This is a genomic window from Motilibacter deserti, from assembly GCF_011250635.1.
GTDB lineage: Bacteria > Actinomycetota > Actinomycetes > Motilibacterales > Motilibacteraceae > Motilibacter_A > Motilibacter_A deserti.
On sequence record NZ_JAANNP010000002.1, the window covers coordinates 103,725 to 119,539 of the forward strand.

The window sequence follows — 15,815 nt, forward strand, 5'->3', positions numbered from 1 at the left end:
ACGGAAGGAGAACGCTGTGCCCCTGCCTCCACTCGTCGAGCCGGCGGACGAGCTCACGATCGACGAGGTGCGCCGCTACTCGCGTCACCTGATCATCCCCGACGTGGGCATGGTCGGACAGAAGCGTCTGAAGAACGCGAAGGTGCTCGTCGTCGGCGCGGGCGGCCTCGGCAGCCCGGCACTGCTCTACCTGGCCGCGGCCGGCGTGGGCACGCTCGGCGTCGTCGACTTCGACACCGTCGACGAGTCGAACCTGCAGCGCCAGGTCATCCACGGCCAGTCCGACATCGGCAAGCCCAAGGCCGTCTCGGCCAAGGAGTCCGTCGCCGAGGTCAACCCCTACGTCGAGGTCGTCCTCCACGAGGAGCGCCTCGACGAGGACAACGTGCTGCGGATCTTCGAGCCGTACGACCTCATCCTCGACGGCACGGACAACTTCGCCACGCGCTACCTCGTCAACGACGCGGCCGTGCTGCTGGGCAAGCCCTACGTCTGGGGCTCGATCTACCGCTTCGAGGGCCAGGTCAGCGTCTTCTGGGCCGAGCACGGCCCGCAGTACCGCGACCTCTACCCCGAGCCCCCGCCCCCCGGCATGGTCCCGTCGTGCGCCGAGGGCGGCGTGCTGGGCGTGCTCTGCGCGTCCATCGGCTCGATCATGGTGACCGAGGCGATCAAGCTCATCACGGGCATCGGCGAGCCGCTGCTCGGCCGGCTCATGGTCTACGACGCACTCGAGATGTCCTACCGGACGCTCAAGCTGCGCAAGGACCCGGCGGGCGAGCCGATCACCGGCCTGCTCGGCGACTACGAGGCGTTCTGCGGCGCGGTCTCGGAGGAGGCGTCGGAGGCCGTCAAGGGCTCCACGATCTCCGTCACCCAGCTCGAGCAGTGGATCAAGGAGCGCGAGAACGGCGAGCGCGACTTCGTGATCGTCGACGTGCGCGAGCCCAACGAGTACGAGATCAACAAGATCCCGACCGCGGTGCTCATCCCGAAGGGCGAGTTCCTCAACGGCTCGGCCCTGGAGAAGCTGCCGCAGGACAAGCAGGTCGTCCTGCACTGCAAGACCGGTGTCCGCTCGGCCGAGACGCTCGCGATCCTCAAGGGCGCCGGCTTCGCGGACGCGGTGCACGTCGGTGGCGGCGTCGCCGCCTGGGTCAACCAGATCGACCCGAGCCAGCCGGCGTACTGACCTCTCGCTGTCCCTCGGAGGCCGCCCGCGCGTCTGCGCGGGCGGCCTTTCGCGTCCGCCGCCGCACCGCCCCCGCACCGCCGCCGCACCGTCGCCCCCGGCCCTGATCGGCAGAATGGCGCATTCTGCCCATAGGTTCGCGACGATGCGGCATCGTGCCAATCGGACTTCGCGACGATGCGGCATCGTGCCGATCGGACTGCACGAGGGTGCGGCATCCCGCCGATGAGCCGCACGTGCTACCTCGCGGGCGCCGGGGGTGTCGTCGAGCACGGCGCGGGGGTGAACGGCGGAGCCGGCTGCGGCGTCGTCGACCCGTTCGGCATCGTGCCGCGCACCGTGTCGGCGTTCGCGTCGACCCGCACCCAGTCGACGAGGTACTTCGCCTCGCCGTCCTTCACCCGCTGCAGCGCGTCGGCGGACAGGCCGTAGTACGGCTGGCGAATCCCGCTCGTCTTGAACGGGTAGACGCCGCCGACCGCGAGGTTGAGGATGAGGTACTCGGGGTTGTCGAAGACCCAGTCACCGAAGAACGAGATCATCGGCTTGGTGACGCGGTAGAACAGGTGGCCGTCGATGAAGAAGCTCATCGAGGTCTTGGTCCAGTCGACCTTGTAGGTGTGCCACTCGGTCGCGTCGTAGGTCGGGTAGAGGTACGCCTTGTTCACCGGCGCGAAGTCGCCGGAGTAGTTCCGGCCGCACGAGTCCAGCCCGTGCGTCGCCGCGCTGATCCAGTCGCGCTCGCCGACGTACTCCATGATGTCGATCTCGCCCGCACGCGGCCAGGGGCCGTAGCCGAGCATCCAGAACGCCGGCCAGAGCCCCTCGCCGGCCGGCAGCTTGATGCGCGCGGAGACCGAGCCGTGCGTCAGGTCGAACTTCCCGCTGGTGTTGATGCGGCCGGAGGTGAAGTCCCGTGTGCCGCCGGTGAGCACGGTGCCAGGGGAGTAGTTGGCCTTCAGGACGAGCACTCCGCCCGAGGCGCCCTTGGCCTCGCCGCTCCTGTCCTTGGACAGGTAGACCGTCGACGGGCTGTCGACGTAGGCCTGCTGCTCGTTGTTGACGATCTGGTTGGTCCGCGTCTGCACGACGACGTTCCACTTGGTCCGGTCGAGCGCGCTGCCGGAGAAGTCGTCGTAGAACAACTGGCCGGGGCGGGCCTTGGCCGCGGGGGACACCGGGCCGGCCGAGGCGGCGGGCCCGCCGGCCGTGATCGTGACGGCGGCCAGGCCCGCCGCCGCGCCGGCGGCGCAGAGCGCGCGGATGGGGTGCTTCATCGGAGACTCCCTCGTCTCGTGCTGGGGCGACGGACGGGTTCACGCGCGCCCCGGAAAGCTCTCCGGGGCGCACTCTATGGAGTTCCGGTTCTCTCAGGCAATAGGGGTGCGGTCCGGGCGTCTCGGGACGTTCCGCGCTCAGCGCGGGCCGATCAGACGTCCGTGTTGCGCATGCCCATGTTGTCGGGCGTGAGGTAGGACCCCGGGTCCTCGTCGGTGGTGCCGGTGCCCTGGACGGCGTCGCGCACGGACTCCGGGGAGTCGAGCAGCGAGTTGTCGGGCTCATCGGTGAGGGCCTCGGGGCTGGGAGTGACGGGCGGCTCGGGGAACGGTGTCTCGCTCATGGCCCGGGTCCTACCCAGGCCGCCCGAAGGTGCACGCCCGGCGCATCCACGACGGCGGCGGCGACGGGCTCAGGTGCCGCGCACGGCCGGGTCGTCCGGGGTGAGGTCCGGCGCGGGCGTCTCGTCGCCGAACGCGATGCCCTCGACGTCCGTACGCGGCGCCTCGCCCGCCTCCCGCTCGACGTCGGCGCCGCCCGCCCCGGCGGAGCCCTCCACGGCGTCGGTCCTCGGGGCGTCGTCAAAGGGGGTCTCGGTCATGCCCTCCCCGTACCCGTAGGCAGGGCTCTAACCTCCTGCGCGTGGACCCGACCCCCTTCGCCGAGCGCGTCCTGGAGGCCGTCGAGTCCGTCCCTCCCGGGCAGGTCGCGACCTACGGCGACATCGCCGAGGCGCTGGGGGAGGGCGGCCCGCGCGCAGTCGGCCGGGTGATGGCGCTCTGGGGCGGCGGTGTCCCGTGGTGGCGCGTGCTGCGGGCCGACGGCACCCCGCCGCCGGGCCGCGAGCGGGAGGCGCTCCGCCGGCTCGCGGCGGAGGGGGTGCCGCTGCGCGGGGACGCGCGGGTGGACCTCGCGCGCTGCCGCTGGGCGCCGGGCTGACGCGCGGGTCACGCCGCGCGGGCCAGGGCCTCGAGCGTGGAGCGGACGGGCACGGCGGGGTGGCCCAGCACCCGTTCGAGAGTGGGGTCGGTGACCGCGAACTCGCCGCTGCGCGCGGCCCGGAACATCCCGAGCGTGAAGTCGGCGGCCGCCTCGGGCATGCCCGCCCCGACCGCGGCCGCCTTCCACTCCTCGTCATCGAGCACCACGCGGGTGATGGTGCGGCCCGTCATGTCGCTCAACAGGCGGGCCACGGCTGCGAGGTCGAGCAGCGTGGGCGCGGTCAGGGCGGGGGTGACGCCGTCGAGGACGCTGTCGTCCACGACGGCGGCCACCGCGGCCTCGGCCAGGTCGGCGTGCGCCGTCCACGACACCGGCCCGTCCTCCGGGGCCACCAGCCGCCCGGTCTGCAGTGCGGGGCCCACGTAGTGGCTGAGCGTGCTCGCGTAGAACCCGTTGCGCAGCGCGGTGAACGCGCCGCCGCCGGCTGTGAGGTGCCGCTCGGTCTCGGCATGGGTCGCCTGCGGGGCGAACAGGGAGCTCGTCGAGGCCGCCTGGTGGCTCGTGTAGAGGACGCGCCGTGCGCCTGCCTCCCTCGCTGCGTCGATGGCGGACACGTTCGCCGCGACCGCACCGGGGCCGCGGATGGCGGCGGAGACGACGAGCACCCGGTCGGCGCCCTCGAAGGCGGCGGCCAGCGACGCCGGGTCGGTGAAATCGCCCGCGCGGACCCGGACCCCCTGCCGGGCCAGCCGGGCGGCCTTCCCCGGCTCGCGGACGCTGACGCCGACGTGCTGCGGCGGCACGTGCTCGAGCAGCTTGTCGACGATGCGGCCGCCGAGCTGGCCGGTGGCGCCGGTGATGACGATCATGGGCTACCTGCTTCCGTTGGTATCACCGTGACGTTAGCAGCGATACTCGCACGGAAACAAGACGTTGTTAGCATTGCTACGTGGAACCAGGGAGCGCACGGCAGGACGCACCGCGGGACACCCGGGCCGCCATCGTCGAGGCCGCGACGCTGCTGCTGCGCGAGTCCGGTGCCCGGGCCGTGACCACGCGAGCGGTCGCGCAGGCGGCGCAGGTGCAGGCCCCGACGATCTACCGCCTGTTCGGGGACAAGGACGGGCTGCTCGACGCGGTCGCCGAGCACGTGATGAGCGCCTACGTCGCAGCGAAGCCGGGTGACGGGCTGATCGACGACCCGGTCGAGGAGCTGCGTGCCGCCTGGCGGGCGCACGTGGAGTTCGGGCTGTCGAACCCCGAGGTGTACGCCCTCCTCACCACTCCGGGACGTGGAGCGCCCTCTCCGGCGACCGCGGCCGGCATCGACGTGCTGCGCAGCCGGGTCCGCCGGCTCGCGCAGCGGGCCCTGCTCAAGGTCGACGAGGAGCGCGCCGTGCTGCTGATCCACGCGGCCGGCACCGGGGCCGTCCTGGCCCTGCTCGACGAGCCGGCGGAGGAGCGCGACCTCGGCCTCGCGGACTTCATGCTCGATGCCGTGCTCGCCCGGATGCTCGTCTCCGCCCCGGCCGTGGCCGACGACGACGTCGCCGCCGTCGCCGTCACGTTCGCCACCGTGGTGCCCGACCTTCCCGGCCTGTCTTCCGCTGAGCGGATGCTGCTGAGCGAGTGGGTCTCCCGCTCGTTGCGGCACCTTCGGGGCCGGAGCGCGGCTGCCACTCCTGAGGAATAAGGGGTTGCGTGCGCGTTCGGCGAAGGCCTAACGTCTTCTCCGTGATCCTCTGACGTCGATTGCGCCCACGCCTGCGGCTCCGTGCCCGGTGGGCTGCCGTCCCGCCTGGCCGCGGTGACGACGTCCGGCTCCGTTGACCCGAGCCGCACTTCACTGCAGTGAGCATTGCCGTTCTGCAATACGTGAGTCCGTATGCGGCTGTCTGCTGCCTGTGTCGTCGCCCGCCAGTCCTCTCGACCACATTCCGGAGGCTGCTATGCGAAACGTCTTCCCCTACGTCCAGCTCGACGTCCAGCGTTCGAACGGCCGCGGCGCCGCGTCGGCCGGCCAGCCCGCCGGCCCGCGTCCCACGGGCAAGGGCCCTGCTCCCGCTCGGCACGCACAGGGGCGGCAGGGCAAGGCGGCAGCCGGCTGGCAGTACCGCCGCCACTGACCGCACCGCCGCGCGTCGCGGCCCCGAGCTGTGTCTCGGGCTCCGAAGCATGCGGCGTGCGGTGCCGCTCCCACGGCACCGCACGCCGCATGCTCGACGCTCTCAGCGAGGAGCGGTGGACTCCCGGAACGCGCGCCGGTAGAGCGTGGGGCTCTGTCCGAGCGCCGTGTGCAGGTGCGCGCGCAGCGAGGCGGCGCTCCCCAGCCCGGCTCGCTGCGCCACCTGCTCGACCGGAAGGTCCGTCGTCTCGAGCAGGTCGCGGGCCAGTTGCACGCGTTGTGCGAGCAGCCACTGCAGTGGGCTCTGCCCCGTCTCCGCCCGCCACCGCCGGGTCAGCGTGCGCACGCTCGTGCTCGCGCGCGCCGCCAGCTCGGGCAGGCCCAGCTGGGTGTCCAGGTGCTCAAGGGCCCAGGCGCGTACCGGGGCGAGCGAGGTGTCGTCACCCGCGGGGAGCGGGCGCTCGATGAACTGCGCCTGCCCGCCGGCGCGCAGCGGCGGCACCACGCACCGGCGGGCCGACCGGTTGGCCACCTCCGCGCCGTGATCCGCGCGCACGATGTGCAGGCACAGGTCAAGGCCCGCCGCCACACCGGCGGAGGTGAGCACGTCGCCGTCGTCGACGAACAGCACGTCGGGGTCGAGGCGCACCGTCGGGTAGAGCGCGCGGAAGCGGTCGGCGTAGCGCCAGTGCGTCGTCGCGGGGCGGCCGTCGAGCAGGCCAGCCGCCGCCAGCACGAAGGCGCCGGTGCAGATCGAGACGATCCGCGCTCCGCGGGCCGCAGCGGCCCGCAGCGCGTCGAGCACCTCCGGGTCCACGTCGCCGTGCGCCGCCGCGCTGACGCCGGCCGGCCCGGGCACCACCACGGTCGAGGCGCCCGCGACCGCCGTCATGTCGTACGCCACCGCCGCGGCGAAGCCCGCCGACGTCGGCACCGGCCGGCCGCCGGCCGAGCAGACGGCGACGTCGTAGAACCGCTCGTCCGCGGCCGAGACGGCGGCGCCGAAGACCTGGGAGGGGATGCCGAGGTCGAAGGCGACGACCCCGTCGACGGCCACGACGGCGACCGGGTGCGGCTCACGGGTCATGGCCGAATCCTAGCGAAGACTGTCCATCGGGCCACTGGTCGCTCGACCGGCGGGCCGGGAAGCTCGTGCCGTGACCGACCGCACCGTGCTCTCCCCGCCGCCCGCGGCCACCCCCGCGCCCCGACGGGTCCACCCGGCCTGGATCGTCGCCGCCGTCGCCTTCGTGGCGCTCATCGGCGCGGCGGGGTTCCGGGCCGCGCCCGGAGTCCTCATCGTCCCGCTCGAGGACGAGTTCGGCTGGCCGCGCTGGCTGCTCTCCTCGGCCGTGGCCGTCAACCTCGTCCTCTTCGGGCTGACCGCCCCCTTCGCCGCTGCGCTGATGGACCGCTTCGGCATCCGCCGCGTCACCGCGTGCGCCCTCGTCCTCGTCGCCGTCGGCGCGGGGGCGACTGTGGGCATGACGGCGAGCTGGCAGCTGGTCCTGCTCTGGGGCGTGCTCATCGGGCTGGGGACCGGCTCGATGGCGCTCGTCTTCGCGGCGACCATCGCGCAGCGCTGGTTCGTCGCCCGGCGCGGCCTGGTGACGGGGGTCCTCACGGCCGGTAGCGCGACGGGCCAGCTGGTCTTCCTGCCGCTGACCGCCTGGCTGGCAGGGACGGCGGGCTGGCGGGCGGCGTCGCTGGTCATCTGCGCCGCCGCGCTCGCCGTGGTCCCGCTCGTGCTGCGCTTCCTGCGCGAGCGCCCGGCCGACCTCGGCGTCCTGCCGTACGGCGCGCTCGCCCCGGTCCCCTCGCCGCCGCCGGCCTGTCCCGGACGCGGGCCGGCTCGGGTGGCCGTCCAGACGCTGGCGCACGCGGCGCGTACCCGCTCCTTCTGGGCGCTCGCGCTCGGCTTCGCGATCTGCGGGGCCAGCACCAACGGACTGGTCGGCACCCACTTCGTGCCGGCCGCGCACGACCACGGCATGCACGAGACGACGGCGGCCGGGCTGCTCGCGGTCGTCGGCGTCTTCGACATCGTCGGCACGATCGCCTCCGGCTGGCTGACCGACCGGGTCGACCCGCGGGTGCTGCTGGCCGTCTACTACCTGCTGCGCGGGGCCTCCCTGGCCGTGCTGCCCGCCCTGCTCGACGACGCCGTGCGCCCGAGCGTGGTCGTCTTCGTCGTGTTCTACGGGCTGGACTGGGTCGCGACCGTGCCGCCGACGGTCGCGCTGTGCCGGGAGATCTACGGCGAGCAGGGGACCGTCGTGTTCGGCTGGGTGTTCGCCGCCCACCAGCTCGGGGCGGCCGTGGCCGCGGCCGGCGCGGGGGCGGTCCGCGACCTCACCGGGGCGTACACGATCGCCTGGCTCAGTGCGGGAGCGCTGTGCGCAGTGGCTGCGCTGCTCAGCATCCGCGTACGCCGCGGCACGGCCCCGCTCTCCCTGGCCGCTTGACCGCGGTTGTCCCGGCAACGAACTGCCGCTGTAGATCGTGGGAATCGCAGTTCGGGCGACGGCAGGCTGATGGCAGGTTTCTGCAGACGCAACAGTCGCTCTGACGTGCCGCGGCAGTGACAGACTGAGGCATGGCCCAGCACCGCGTCACGCTCGCGGAGGTCGCGCGCCGGGCCGGAGTGTCGCGGACCACCGCGTCCTACGTCCTCAACGGCCTGGGCAAGGACATGCGCATCGCCGAGGACGCCCGGTCCCGGGTGCTGCGCGCCGCCCAGGAGCTGGACTACCGGCCGAACCTCATGGCGCGCAGCCTGAAGACGAAGGTCACGCACACCCTCGCGCTCGTCTCGGACACGATCGTGACGGAGCAGTACGCCGGACGGCTCGTCCACGGAGCGCTGGCCGCGGCGGTGCGGCAGGGGCGGCTGGCCTACCTCGTCGAGGGCGAGGGGGAGCCTGCCGCGGAGCAGCGGCTGCTCGAGGACCTGCTGGACCGGCAGGTCGACGGCTTCGTCTACGCCCGGATGTTCACCCGGCCCGTGCGGCTTCCGGCCGGGCTGGCCGGGCAGCGCAGGGTGCTGCTCAACTGCTACACCGAGGACGGCCGGGAGCCCAGCGTCCTGCCCGACGAGCTCGAGGCAGGGCGCGCGGCGGCCCGGGCCGTCGTCGCCGCCGGGCTGCAGGACGGGGCGTACCTCGTGGGCGAGCGCGCTCCGCACGTGTTCGCCGGGCGCCAGCGGCTGGCCGGCATCGAGGAGGTGCTCGCGGGCGCCGGGGCCCGGCTGGCCGGCGAGGCGCCCTGCGCCTGGTGGCCGGAGTCCGCCCGGGAGGCGGTCGCCGGGCTGCTCGCCGAGGGCGTACGCCCCCGGGCGCTGGTCTGCCTCAACGACCGGGTGGCGCTCGGTGCCTACCAGGCGGTGCACGCGGCCGGCCTCGCCATCCCGGACGACGTCTCCGTCGTCTCCTTCGACGACTCCGAGCTCGCGGCCTGGCTCGACCCTCCGCTCACGAGCGTGGCCCTGCCGCACTTCGCGATGGGGCAACGGGCGGTCGAGCGCCTCCTCGCCGGCGACACGGAGGGCACGGAGCGGGTGCCGATGCCGTTGCGCGTGCGCGCGTCGCTGGCCGGAGGCGCCGCGCGGGGCTGACGACCTGGCCGCACGCGCCGCGCGGGGCTGGCGACCGCGCCCGGCTCCCGCCGACTGTCGGCGGGCCGTGGTGAAGTGGGAGCACCATGACCGCAGCACCCATGTCCCGCCCGGCCGGCCGCCGGCCCCGCCGTCCCGTCGGCCGGCTGCGCCTGCCCGAACGCGCCGCGCCGCGGGCCGTCGCGCTCGACCCCGCTCAGGCCCGAGTGGCGGCCCACCGCTCCGGGCCGCTGCTGGTGCTCGCGGGCCCCGGGACGGGCAAGACGACCACGCTCGTCGAGTCGGTGGCGGCGCTGGTGGAGGAGCCGGCCCAGCCGCTGCGGCCCGAGCAGGTGCTAGTGCTCACCTTCAGCCGGCGGGCGGCGCTGGAGCTGCGCGAGCGCGTCACGGCCCGGCTCGGCGGCGCGACCGGTGCACCTGTCGCATGGACCTTCCACTCGTTCTGCCTCTGGGTGCTGCGGGCCTACCGGTCCGCCGAGGCCCTGCCGGACGACCCGGCGCAGCTGCGGCTGCTCTCCGGCCCGGAGCAGGACGTCGCTGTGCGTGAGCTGCTCGCGGGCATCCGCGACGGGGCCGGCGGCGTGCGGTGGCCGGAGCGGCTGCGGGCCGGGCTCGGCACGCGCGGGCTCGCCGACGAGGTGCGCGCGGTCCTGGCCCGCGCCCGCGAGCTCGGCCTCGACCCGCCGGACCTCGCCCGCGCGGCCGCCCGAGCGGGGCGCGAGGACTGGGCCGCGGCGGCCGAGTTCTTCGCCGAGTACCTCGACGTCCTCGGCGCGATGGGCGCGGTCGACTACGCCGAGCTCGTCCACCGGGCCGCGGTGCTGGCCGAGGAGCCCGAGACGCAGGCCGCCTTGCGCCGCCGGTTCGCCGCGGTGTTCGTCGACGAGTACCAGGACACCGACCCGGCCCAGGAGCGGCTGCTGCACGCGATCGCGGGCGACGGCCGCCACCTGGTGGCGGTGGGCGACCCCGACCAGTCGATCTACGCCTTCCGCGGCGCGGACATCAGCGGGATTCTGGAGCTCCCCGACCGGTTCCCGCGCGCCGACGGCAGCCCGGCCCCGGTCGTCACCTTGCGCCGGTCCCGTCGCGCCGGGGAGCGGCTGCTCGCGGCGAGCCGCTCGGTCGCGTCCCGGCTGCCGATCCGGTCGCTGCCCCGCGAGCAGGTGGCCGAGCACCGCGACCTCGCCTCCGGCGTCGACGAGCCGGGCCGGGTGCAGGTGCGCACCTACCCCTCGGCGGCCGCCGAGGCGGACGCCACCGCCGACCTGCTGCGCCGCGCCCACCTCGAGGACGGCGTCCCGTGGAGCCGGATGGCCGTCCTCGTGCGCAGCGGGCGCCGCTCGGTCCCGCTCGTCCGTCGCGTGCTGGGCGCCGCCGGCGTCCCGGTGGCCGTGGCCGGCGACGAGCTCCCGCTCGCGGAGGAGCCGGCGGTCGCGCCCCTCCTGCTCGCGCTGAAGGTCGCGAGCGGCCTCGGCGACGACGAGCCGGCCGCGCCCGGAGGCCCCCGGCGCCCCAGCGCGGAGCAGGCACGAACTCTGCTGCTGTCCCCGCTCGGCGGCGCCGAGGCGGGTCGGCTGCGGGCGCTCGCCCGCGAGCTGCGGGCCGAGGAGAAGGCCGCCGGCCGGCCGGCGTCCCCGTCGGACGAGCTGCTGCGCGACGCCCTGCTCGACCCGCGCCGGCTCGTCGCGGCCGAGGACCGGCTCGCCGCGCCCGTCCGTGCGCTCGGCGAGCTGCTGGCGCAGGCCACGGCGGTGCTGCAGGACGGCGGCCCCGCCGAGGAGGCCCTCTGGGCGCTGTGGAACGGCACCCGATGGCCCCGGCGGCTGGAGCAGGCGGCGTACGACGGCGGCGCGGCCGGGCGTGCCGCCGACCGGGACCTCGACGCCGTGGTGGCGCTCTTCGAGGCGGCGGCACGGGCCGACGAGCGGCCGGGGGTGCGCGGCGCCCGGCTGCTGCTCGCCGAGCTGGCCGCCCAGCACATCCCGGGCGACACCCTGGCCGAGGGCGCCGCCCGCGGGGAGGCGGTGCGGGTGCTGACGGCTCATCGGTCCAAGGGCCTGGAGTGGGACCTCGTCGTCGTGCTCGGCGTGCAGGAGGGCGTCTGGCCCGACCTGCGCCGGCGCGGCTCCCTGCTCGAGCCGGACCGGCTCGGCCGGCTCGGGCTCACGGAGCCGCCGGGGCCGTCCGAGGTGCTCGCCGAGGAGCGCCGGCTCTTCTACGTCGCGGTCACCCGGGCGCGGCAGCGGCTGGTGGTCAGCGCGGTCGCCAGCGCGGACGACGACGGCGAGCGGCCCTCGCGGTTCCTGGACGAGCTCGGCGTGCCGGTGCAGGCGGTCACGCGCCGGGTCGTGCGCCCGCTGTCCGCCGTCGGCCTCGTCGCCGACCTGCGCCGCGCCGCGGTCGACCCGGACGAGGACCCTGCGCTGCGTGCCGCGGCCGCACGCCGTCTCGCCGTGCTCGCGGCGGCGACGGACGACCGCGGCGCCGCGCTGGTGCCGGCCGCCCACCCGCAGCGCTGGTGGGGCCTGCTCGAGGTGAGCGACCCGGGCCGCCCCGTCCTCCCCGAGGGCGCGGCGGTGCGCATGTCCGGCTCCTCGCTCTCCGGGCTCACCACGTGCCCGCTGCGCTGGTTCCTCCAGCACGAGGCGGCCGCCGACGCGCCCACCACGGCCGCGATCGGCTTCGGCCGCATCGTCCACGTTCTGGCCGACGAGGTCGCCCGCGGCGGGCTGCCGGCCGACCAGGCCGCCCTCGACGCCCGCATCGACGCCGTCTGGGACGCGCTCGCCTTCGAGGCCAGGTGGCAGTCGGCCCAGCAGCGTGTCGCGGCCAGCGACGCCGTACGCCGCTTCCTCGCCTGGCACGCCGCGACCGCCGCGCGCGGCCGCCGGCTGCTCGCCACCGAGCAGGAGTTCCGGGTGGAGGTCCCGACGCCGCACGGCGTCGTCGTCCTGCGGGGGTCGGCCGACCGCGTCGAGGTGGACGCCGAGGGCCGGGTCCACGTCGTGGACTTCAAGACCGGCAAGACGCCTCCCGCGGCGGCCGAGGTCGCCGTGCACCCGCAGCTCGGCGCCTACCAGCTGGCGACGGAGGCCGGCGCCTTCGACGCACTGCTGCCGTCCGAGGGGGCTGACTCCGGTGGCGGGCCGCGCACCGGCGGGGCCGAGCTCGTGCAGCTGCGAGTCGAGGACTCGGGCATGCCGAAGGTGCAGCACCAGCCCGCCCCCGAGCAGGATGCGGACGGGCGCACCTGGGTCGACGTCCTGCTCGCCGACGCGGTCGAGCGCGTGGTGGGCGAGGACTTCGCCCCCACGCCGAGCGACGCCTGCGCGCGGTGCCCCTACCGGCGCGCCTGCCCGGCACAGCCCGAGGGCAAGCAGGTGGTCGAGTGAGCCCCGTCGTCCTGCGCCGCCCGGAGCAGCTGCGCGACCTGCTCGGGATCCCGTTCAGCCCGCCCCAGCTGGACGCCGCGACGGCCCCGCTGGAGCCGGGCGTGGTCGTCGCGGGCGCGGGCTCGGGCAAGACGACCGTGATGGCCGCCCGCGTGGTCTGGCTGGTCGGCAGCGGCGCGGTGCGGCCCGAGGAGGTCCTCGGGCTGACCTTCACCAACAAAGCCGCCGCCGAGCTCGCCGCCCGGGTGCGCACCGCGCTGGCCAAGGCAGGGGTGGGCGGGCCGTCGGCCCCCGGCGGCTCGCGCGTTCCTGTGCCGGGCCTTCCCGGCGACGGAGCCGGTGACGGTCAGCCGACGGTCTCGACCTACCACGCGTTCGCCGGGCGGCTGGTCGAGGAGCACGGCCTGCGGCTCGGGGTGGAGCCGCGCGCGCGGCTGCTGGCCGACGCCACGCGGTTCCAGCTGTCCGAGCGGGTGCTGCGCCGGGCGTCCGGCCCGTTCGCCGAGGTGACGAAGCCGGTCTGGATGCTCGTCGACGACCTGCTCGCGCTCGACGGGGAGCTCTCCGAGCACCTCATCAGCACGGCCGAGCTGCGCGCGCACGACCGGGCGCTGATCGCCGAGGTCGCGGAGCTGGCCAAGCCCCCGGCCAAGGTGAAGGCGCTCGCCGCGGCCGCCCGCAAGCGGCTCGAGCTGGCCGACCTCGTCGACGCCTACCGCGCGGAGAAGGCCGCGCGCGACCTGCTCGACTTCGGCGACCAGCTCGCGGTCGCCGCACGGCTCGCCGAGGAGTTCCCCGAGGTGGGGGCGGCCGAGCGCGCGCGCTTCCGCGTCGTGCTGCTCGACGAATACCAGGACACGTCCGTCGCCCAGCGCCGCATGCTCAGCGCGCTCTTCTCCGGCGGCCACCCGGTCACGGCGGTCGGCGACCCGTGCCAGGCGATCTACGGCTGGCGCGGGGCCTCGGTGGCCAACCTCGACGACTTCCCGCGCCACTTCGCCCGGGCGGACGGCTCGCCCGCGGTGCGGCGCAGCCTGGTGGAGAACCGCCGCAGCGGGTCGCGCCTGCTCGACCTGGCCAACACCCTCGCCTCCGCGCTGCACCTGCGCCACGGGGTCGAGCCGCTCGCCCCGTGCGAGGAGCGGGCCGGGACGGGCGAGACCGTCTGCGCCCTGCTGCCGACCTACGCCGAGGAGGTCGACTGGGCGGCCGACCAGGTGCGGGCCGCGCTCGACGCCGGCACGCCGCCGGGCGAGGTCGCGGTGCTCGTGCGCGCGCGCAGCGACTTCGCCGCCCTGCACGCGGCCCTCGCCGCCCGCGACGTCCCCGTCGAGGTCGTCGGGCTCGGCGGGCTGCTCGCCCTGCCCGAGGTCGCCGACGTCGTGGCCACGCTGCAGGTCGTCAGCGACCCCACCGCCAACGCCGCTCTCGTCCGCCTGCTGACCGGCCCGCGCTGGCGCATCGGCCCGCGCGACCTGGCCGTGCTCGGCCGGCGGGCGCGCGAGCTCGTCGCGGAGCCGAGCCTCGCGTTGCAGGTCGACGAGAGCGCGCTCGAGGTCGGGACCCCGCTCGACCGCGCGCTCGATGAGGCCGTGGCCGGCGTCGACCCGGCCGAGGTCGTGTCGCTGCTGGACGCGGTCGAGCATCCCGGCGCCCACTCCTACAGTGCCGAGGCCCGCGCCCGCTTCGCCGCCTTCGCGGCCGAGATCGCCGAGCTGCGCCGCGCGGCCGGCGAGCCGCTGCTGGACCTGCTCACCCGGCTGGTGTCGGTGCTCGGGCTCGACGTCGAGCTGGCGGCCAGCCCGGCGGCGGTCGCGGCGGGGCGCCGGGAGTCGCTGTCGGCCTTCCTCGACGTGGCCGCGCGTTTCGTCGACCTCGACGGCGACGCGTCCGCGACGGCCTTCCTGGCCTTCCTGCGCGCGGCCGACGAGTACGACCGCGGCCTCGACACGACCGCGCCGAGCACGGCGGACACGGTCAAGCTGCTCACCGCGCACAAGTCCAAGGGGCTCGAGTGGGACGTCGTCGTCCTGCCCGACCTGACGCACAAGGTCTTCCCGTCCACCCGCGGCCGCGACCGGTGGACGACCAACGGGCACGTGCTCCCCAACGCGCTGCGCGGCGACGCGGACTCCCTGCCTGAGCTGCTGGAGCTGACCGGGAAGGGCGTCACGGCCTACGAGGAGGACGACAAGCGGGCCGCCGAGCTGGAGGAGCGCCGGCTCGGCTACGTCGCGGTCACCCGCGCCCGGCGGCTGCTCGTCGCCAGCGGCCACTGGTGGGGCCCGACGCAGAAGGGCGTCCGCGGCCCGTCGCCCTACCTTAAGACGGTGCGCGAGCACTGCGAGGCGGGGGGCGGGACGGTCGCCGTCTGGGCGGCCCGCCCAGAAGAAGACGGAAACCCGGGCCTCGGCCGGCGCGCCGGCAGCTGGTCCTGGCCCGCGCCGTTCGACCCGGAGGCGCTGCGGCTCCGCCAGGACGCGGCCGGCGCGGTCCTCGCCGCGCTGCGCGACCTGCCCGACGACATGCTCCCGCTCGACTTCGGCGAGCCCGCCGAGGCGGCGCGCGACGAGGGGTTGTCGCCGGAGGACGCCCGCCGGGTGGCCGAGTGGGACCGCGACGCCGAGCTCGTCCTGGAGGAGCTGCGGCGCAGCCGGTCGCCGCGGCACGAGGTCGCGCTGCCGTCGGCGCTGTCGGCGTCCCAGCTGCTCCGGCTCGCGTCCGACCCCGAGGGCCTCGCGCGCGACCTGCTCCGGCCCATGCCGCGGCCGCCGGCGCCCGCGGCCCGCCGCGGCAGCGCGTTCCACGCCTGGGTGCAGGCGCGGTTCGACCAGCAGCCGCTGCTCGACCCCGACGAGCTGCCCGGCGCGGCCGACGCCGACGTGGACGACGACGTCGCGCTCGAGGAGCTGCAGGCCGCGTTCCTGCGCTCGCCCTACGCGCAGCGCGAGCCGGTCGCAGTGGAGGCGCCGTTCGAGCTCGTGCTCGCGGGCACCGTCATCCGCGGGCGCATCGACGCGGTCTACGCGACCGAGGGCGGCTTCGAGGTCGTGGACTGGAAGACCGGCGGCGAGCACGCGGACCCGCTGCAGCTGGCGGTCTATCGGCTCGCCTGGGCGCAGCTGCACGACCTCCCGGTCGAGCGGGTGCAGGGGGTCTTCCTCTACGTCCGCAGCGGGGCAGTGGTCCGCCCGCCCGACCTGCCCGGCCGCGCCGAGCTCGAGCAGCTGCTGCGCGCGCCGGCGCCCGCCGACCCGCGGAGGAGCTGAC

At 75.5% G+C, this 15,815-nt stretch carries 13 protein-coding genes; 8 read left to right on the plus strand and 5 right to left on the minus strand.

Features of this window, described 5'->3' with window-relative positions; genetic code table 11:
- Window positions 1-16 precede the first annotated feature (16 nt).
- Window positions 17-1,192 (plus strand): adenylyltransferase/sulfurtransferase MoeZ, encoded by a 1,176-nt coding sequence (gene moeZ, locus G9H71_RS05590; RefSeq protein WP_166279385.1) that lies wholly within the window; start codon window positions 17-19, stop codon window positions 1,190-1,192.
- Between the two features lie 239 nt (window positions 1,193-1,431).
- Here moeZ and G9H71_RS05595 read toward each other — a convergent pair whose 3' ends face one another.
- The 3 genes from G9H71_RS05595 to G9H71_RS05605 form a co-directional block, all read right to left on the minus strand.
- The gene (locus G9H71_RS05595) at window positions 1,432-2,469 is read right to left on the minus strand and encodes a glycoside hydrolase family 16 protein (protein WP_166279388.1); all 1,038 of its coding nucleotides are present in this window, start codon (window positions 2,467-2,469) and stop codon (window positions 1,432-1,434) included.
- A gap of 152 nt (window positions 2,470-2,621) precedes the next feature.
- Window positions 2,622-2,813 carry a hypothetical protein gene (locus G9H71_RS05600; RefSeq protein WP_166279391.1) on the minus strand — a complete coding sequence of 64 codons (192 nt, stop codon included), beginning with the start codon at window positions 2,811-2,813 and terminating at the stop codon, window positions 2,622-2,624.
- Window positions 2,814-2,882: 69 nt separating this feature from the next.
- Entirely contained in the window at window positions 2,883-3,071 is a 189-nt protein-coding gene (locus G9H71_RS05605; protein ID WP_166279394.1) for a hypothetical protein, read from the minus strand.
- Between the two features lie 41 nt (window positions 3,072-3,112).
- On the opposite strand from G9H71_RS05605, the gene G9H71_RS05610 reads away from it, so the two are divergent.
- Window positions 3,113-3,409 carry an MGMT family protein gene (locus G9H71_RS05610; RefSeq protein WP_331272769.1) on the plus strand — a complete coding sequence of 99 codons (297 nt, stop codon included), beginning with the start codon at window positions 3,113-3,115 and terminating at the stop codon, window positions 3,407-3,409.
- An 8-nt stretch (window positions 3,410-3,417) separates the two neighbouring features.
- On the opposite strand, the gene G9H71_RS05615 is transcribed toward G9H71_RS05610, so the two are convergent.
- Window positions 3,418-4,281, minus strand: a complete 864-nt coding sequence (locus G9H71_RS05615) for an NmrA family NAD(P)-binding protein (RefSeq protein WP_166279397.1) — start codon at window positions 4,279-4,281, stop codon at window positions 3,418-3,420.
- An 80-nt stretch (window positions 4,282-4,361) separates the two neighbouring features.
- On the opposite strand from G9H71_RS05615, the gene G9H71_RS05620 reads away from it, so the two are divergent.
- Entirely contained in the window at window positions 4,362-5,105 is a 744-nt protein-coding gene (locus G9H71_RS05620; protein ID WP_166279400.1) for a TetR/AcrR family transcriptional regulator, read from the plus strand.
- 256 nt (window positions 5,106-5,361) lie between these two features.
- Window positions 5,362-5,538: a hypothetical protein gene (locus G9H71_RS05625; protein WP_166279403.1), complete on the plus strand. Its 177-nt coding sequence runs from the start codon at window positions 5,362-5,364 to the stop codon at window positions 5,536-5,538.
- Window positions 5,539-5,640: 102 nt separating this feature from the next.
- Here the strand turns inward: G9H71_RS05625 and G9H71_RS05630 are convergent, their stop codons facing one another.
- Window positions 5,641-6,624 (minus strand): GlxA family transcriptional regulator, encoded by a 984-nt coding sequence (locus G9H71_RS05630; RefSeq protein WP_166279406.1) that lies wholly within the window; start codon window positions 6,622-6,624, stop codon window positions 5,641-5,643.
- 70 nt (window positions 6,625-6,694) lie between these two features.
- On the opposite strand from G9H71_RS05630, the gene G9H71_RS05635 reads away from it, so the two are divergent.
- The 4 genes from G9H71_RS05635 to G9H71_RS05650 all read left to right on the plus strand — a co-directional run bounded on the left by G9H71_RS05635 (window position 6,695) and on the right by G9H71_RS05650 (window position 15,814).
- The gene (locus G9H71_RS05635; protein ID WP_166279409.1) at window positions 6,695-8,002 is read left to right on the plus strand and encodes an MFS transporter; all 1,308 of its coding nucleotides are present in this window, start codon (window positions 6,695-6,697) and stop codon (window positions 8,000-8,002) included.
- Between the two features lie 131 nt (window positions 8,003-8,133).
- Window positions 8,134-9,150, plus strand: a complete 1,017-nt coding sequence (locus G9H71_RS05640; protein ID WP_166279412.1) for a LacI family DNA-binding transcriptional regulator — start codon at window positions 8,134-8,136, stop codon at window positions 9,148-9,150.
- Between the two features lie 86 nt (window positions 9,151-9,236).
- Complete coding sequence (locus G9H71_RS05645; protein ID WP_166279415.1) at window positions 9,237-12,545, plus strand: ATP-dependent helicase; 3,309 nt, start codon at window positions 9,237-9,239, stop codon at window positions 12,543-12,545.
- Window positions 12,542-15,814 (plus strand): UvrD-helicase domain-containing protein, encoded by a 3,273-nt coding sequence (locus tag G9H71_RS05650; RefSeq protein WP_166279418.1) that lies wholly within the window; start codon window positions 12,542-12,544, stop codon window positions 15,812-15,814. Before G9H71_RS05645 ends, G9H71_RS05650 begins: the two co-directional genes overlap by 4 nt.
- Window position 15,815 lies beyond the last annotated feature (1 nt).

Excerpts from the sequence above, each read along its gene's own strand:
- G9H71_RS05595 (WP_166279388.1), bottom strand. The coding sequence starts at position 2,469 with ATGAAGCACCCCATCCGCGCGCTCTGCGCCGCCGGCGCGGCGGCGGGC.
- G9H71_RS05600 (WP_166279391.1), bottom strand. The coding sequence starts at position 2,813 with ATGAGCGAGACACCGTTCCCCGAGCCGCCCGTCACTCCCAGCCCCGAG.
- G9H71_RS05605 (WP_166279394.1), bottom strand. The coding sequence starts at position 3,071 with ATGACCGAGACCCCCTTTGACGACGCCCCGAGGACCGACGCCGTGGAG.
- G9H71_RS05615 (WP_166279397.1), bottom strand. The coding sequence starts at position 4,281 with ATGATCGTCATCACCGGCGCCACCGGCCAGCTCGGCGGCCGCATCGTC.
- G9H71_RS05625 (WP_166279403.1), top strand. The coding sequence starts at position 5,362 with ATGCGAAACGTCTTCCCCTACGTCCAGCTCGACGTCCAGCGTTCGAAC.
- G9H71_RS05630 (WP_166279406.1), bottom strand. The coding sequence starts at position 6,624 with ATGACCCGTGAGCCGCACCCGGTCGCCGTCGTGGCCGTCGACGGGGTC.
- G9H71_RS05640 (WP_166279412.1), top strand. The coding sequence starts at position 8,134 with ATGGCCCAGCACCGCGTCACGCTCGCGGAGGTCGCGCGCCGGGCCGGA.
- G9H71_RS05645 (WP_166279415.1), top strand. The coding sequence starts at position 9,237 with ATGACCGCAGCACCCATGTCCCGCCCGGCCGGCCGCCGGCCCCGCCGT.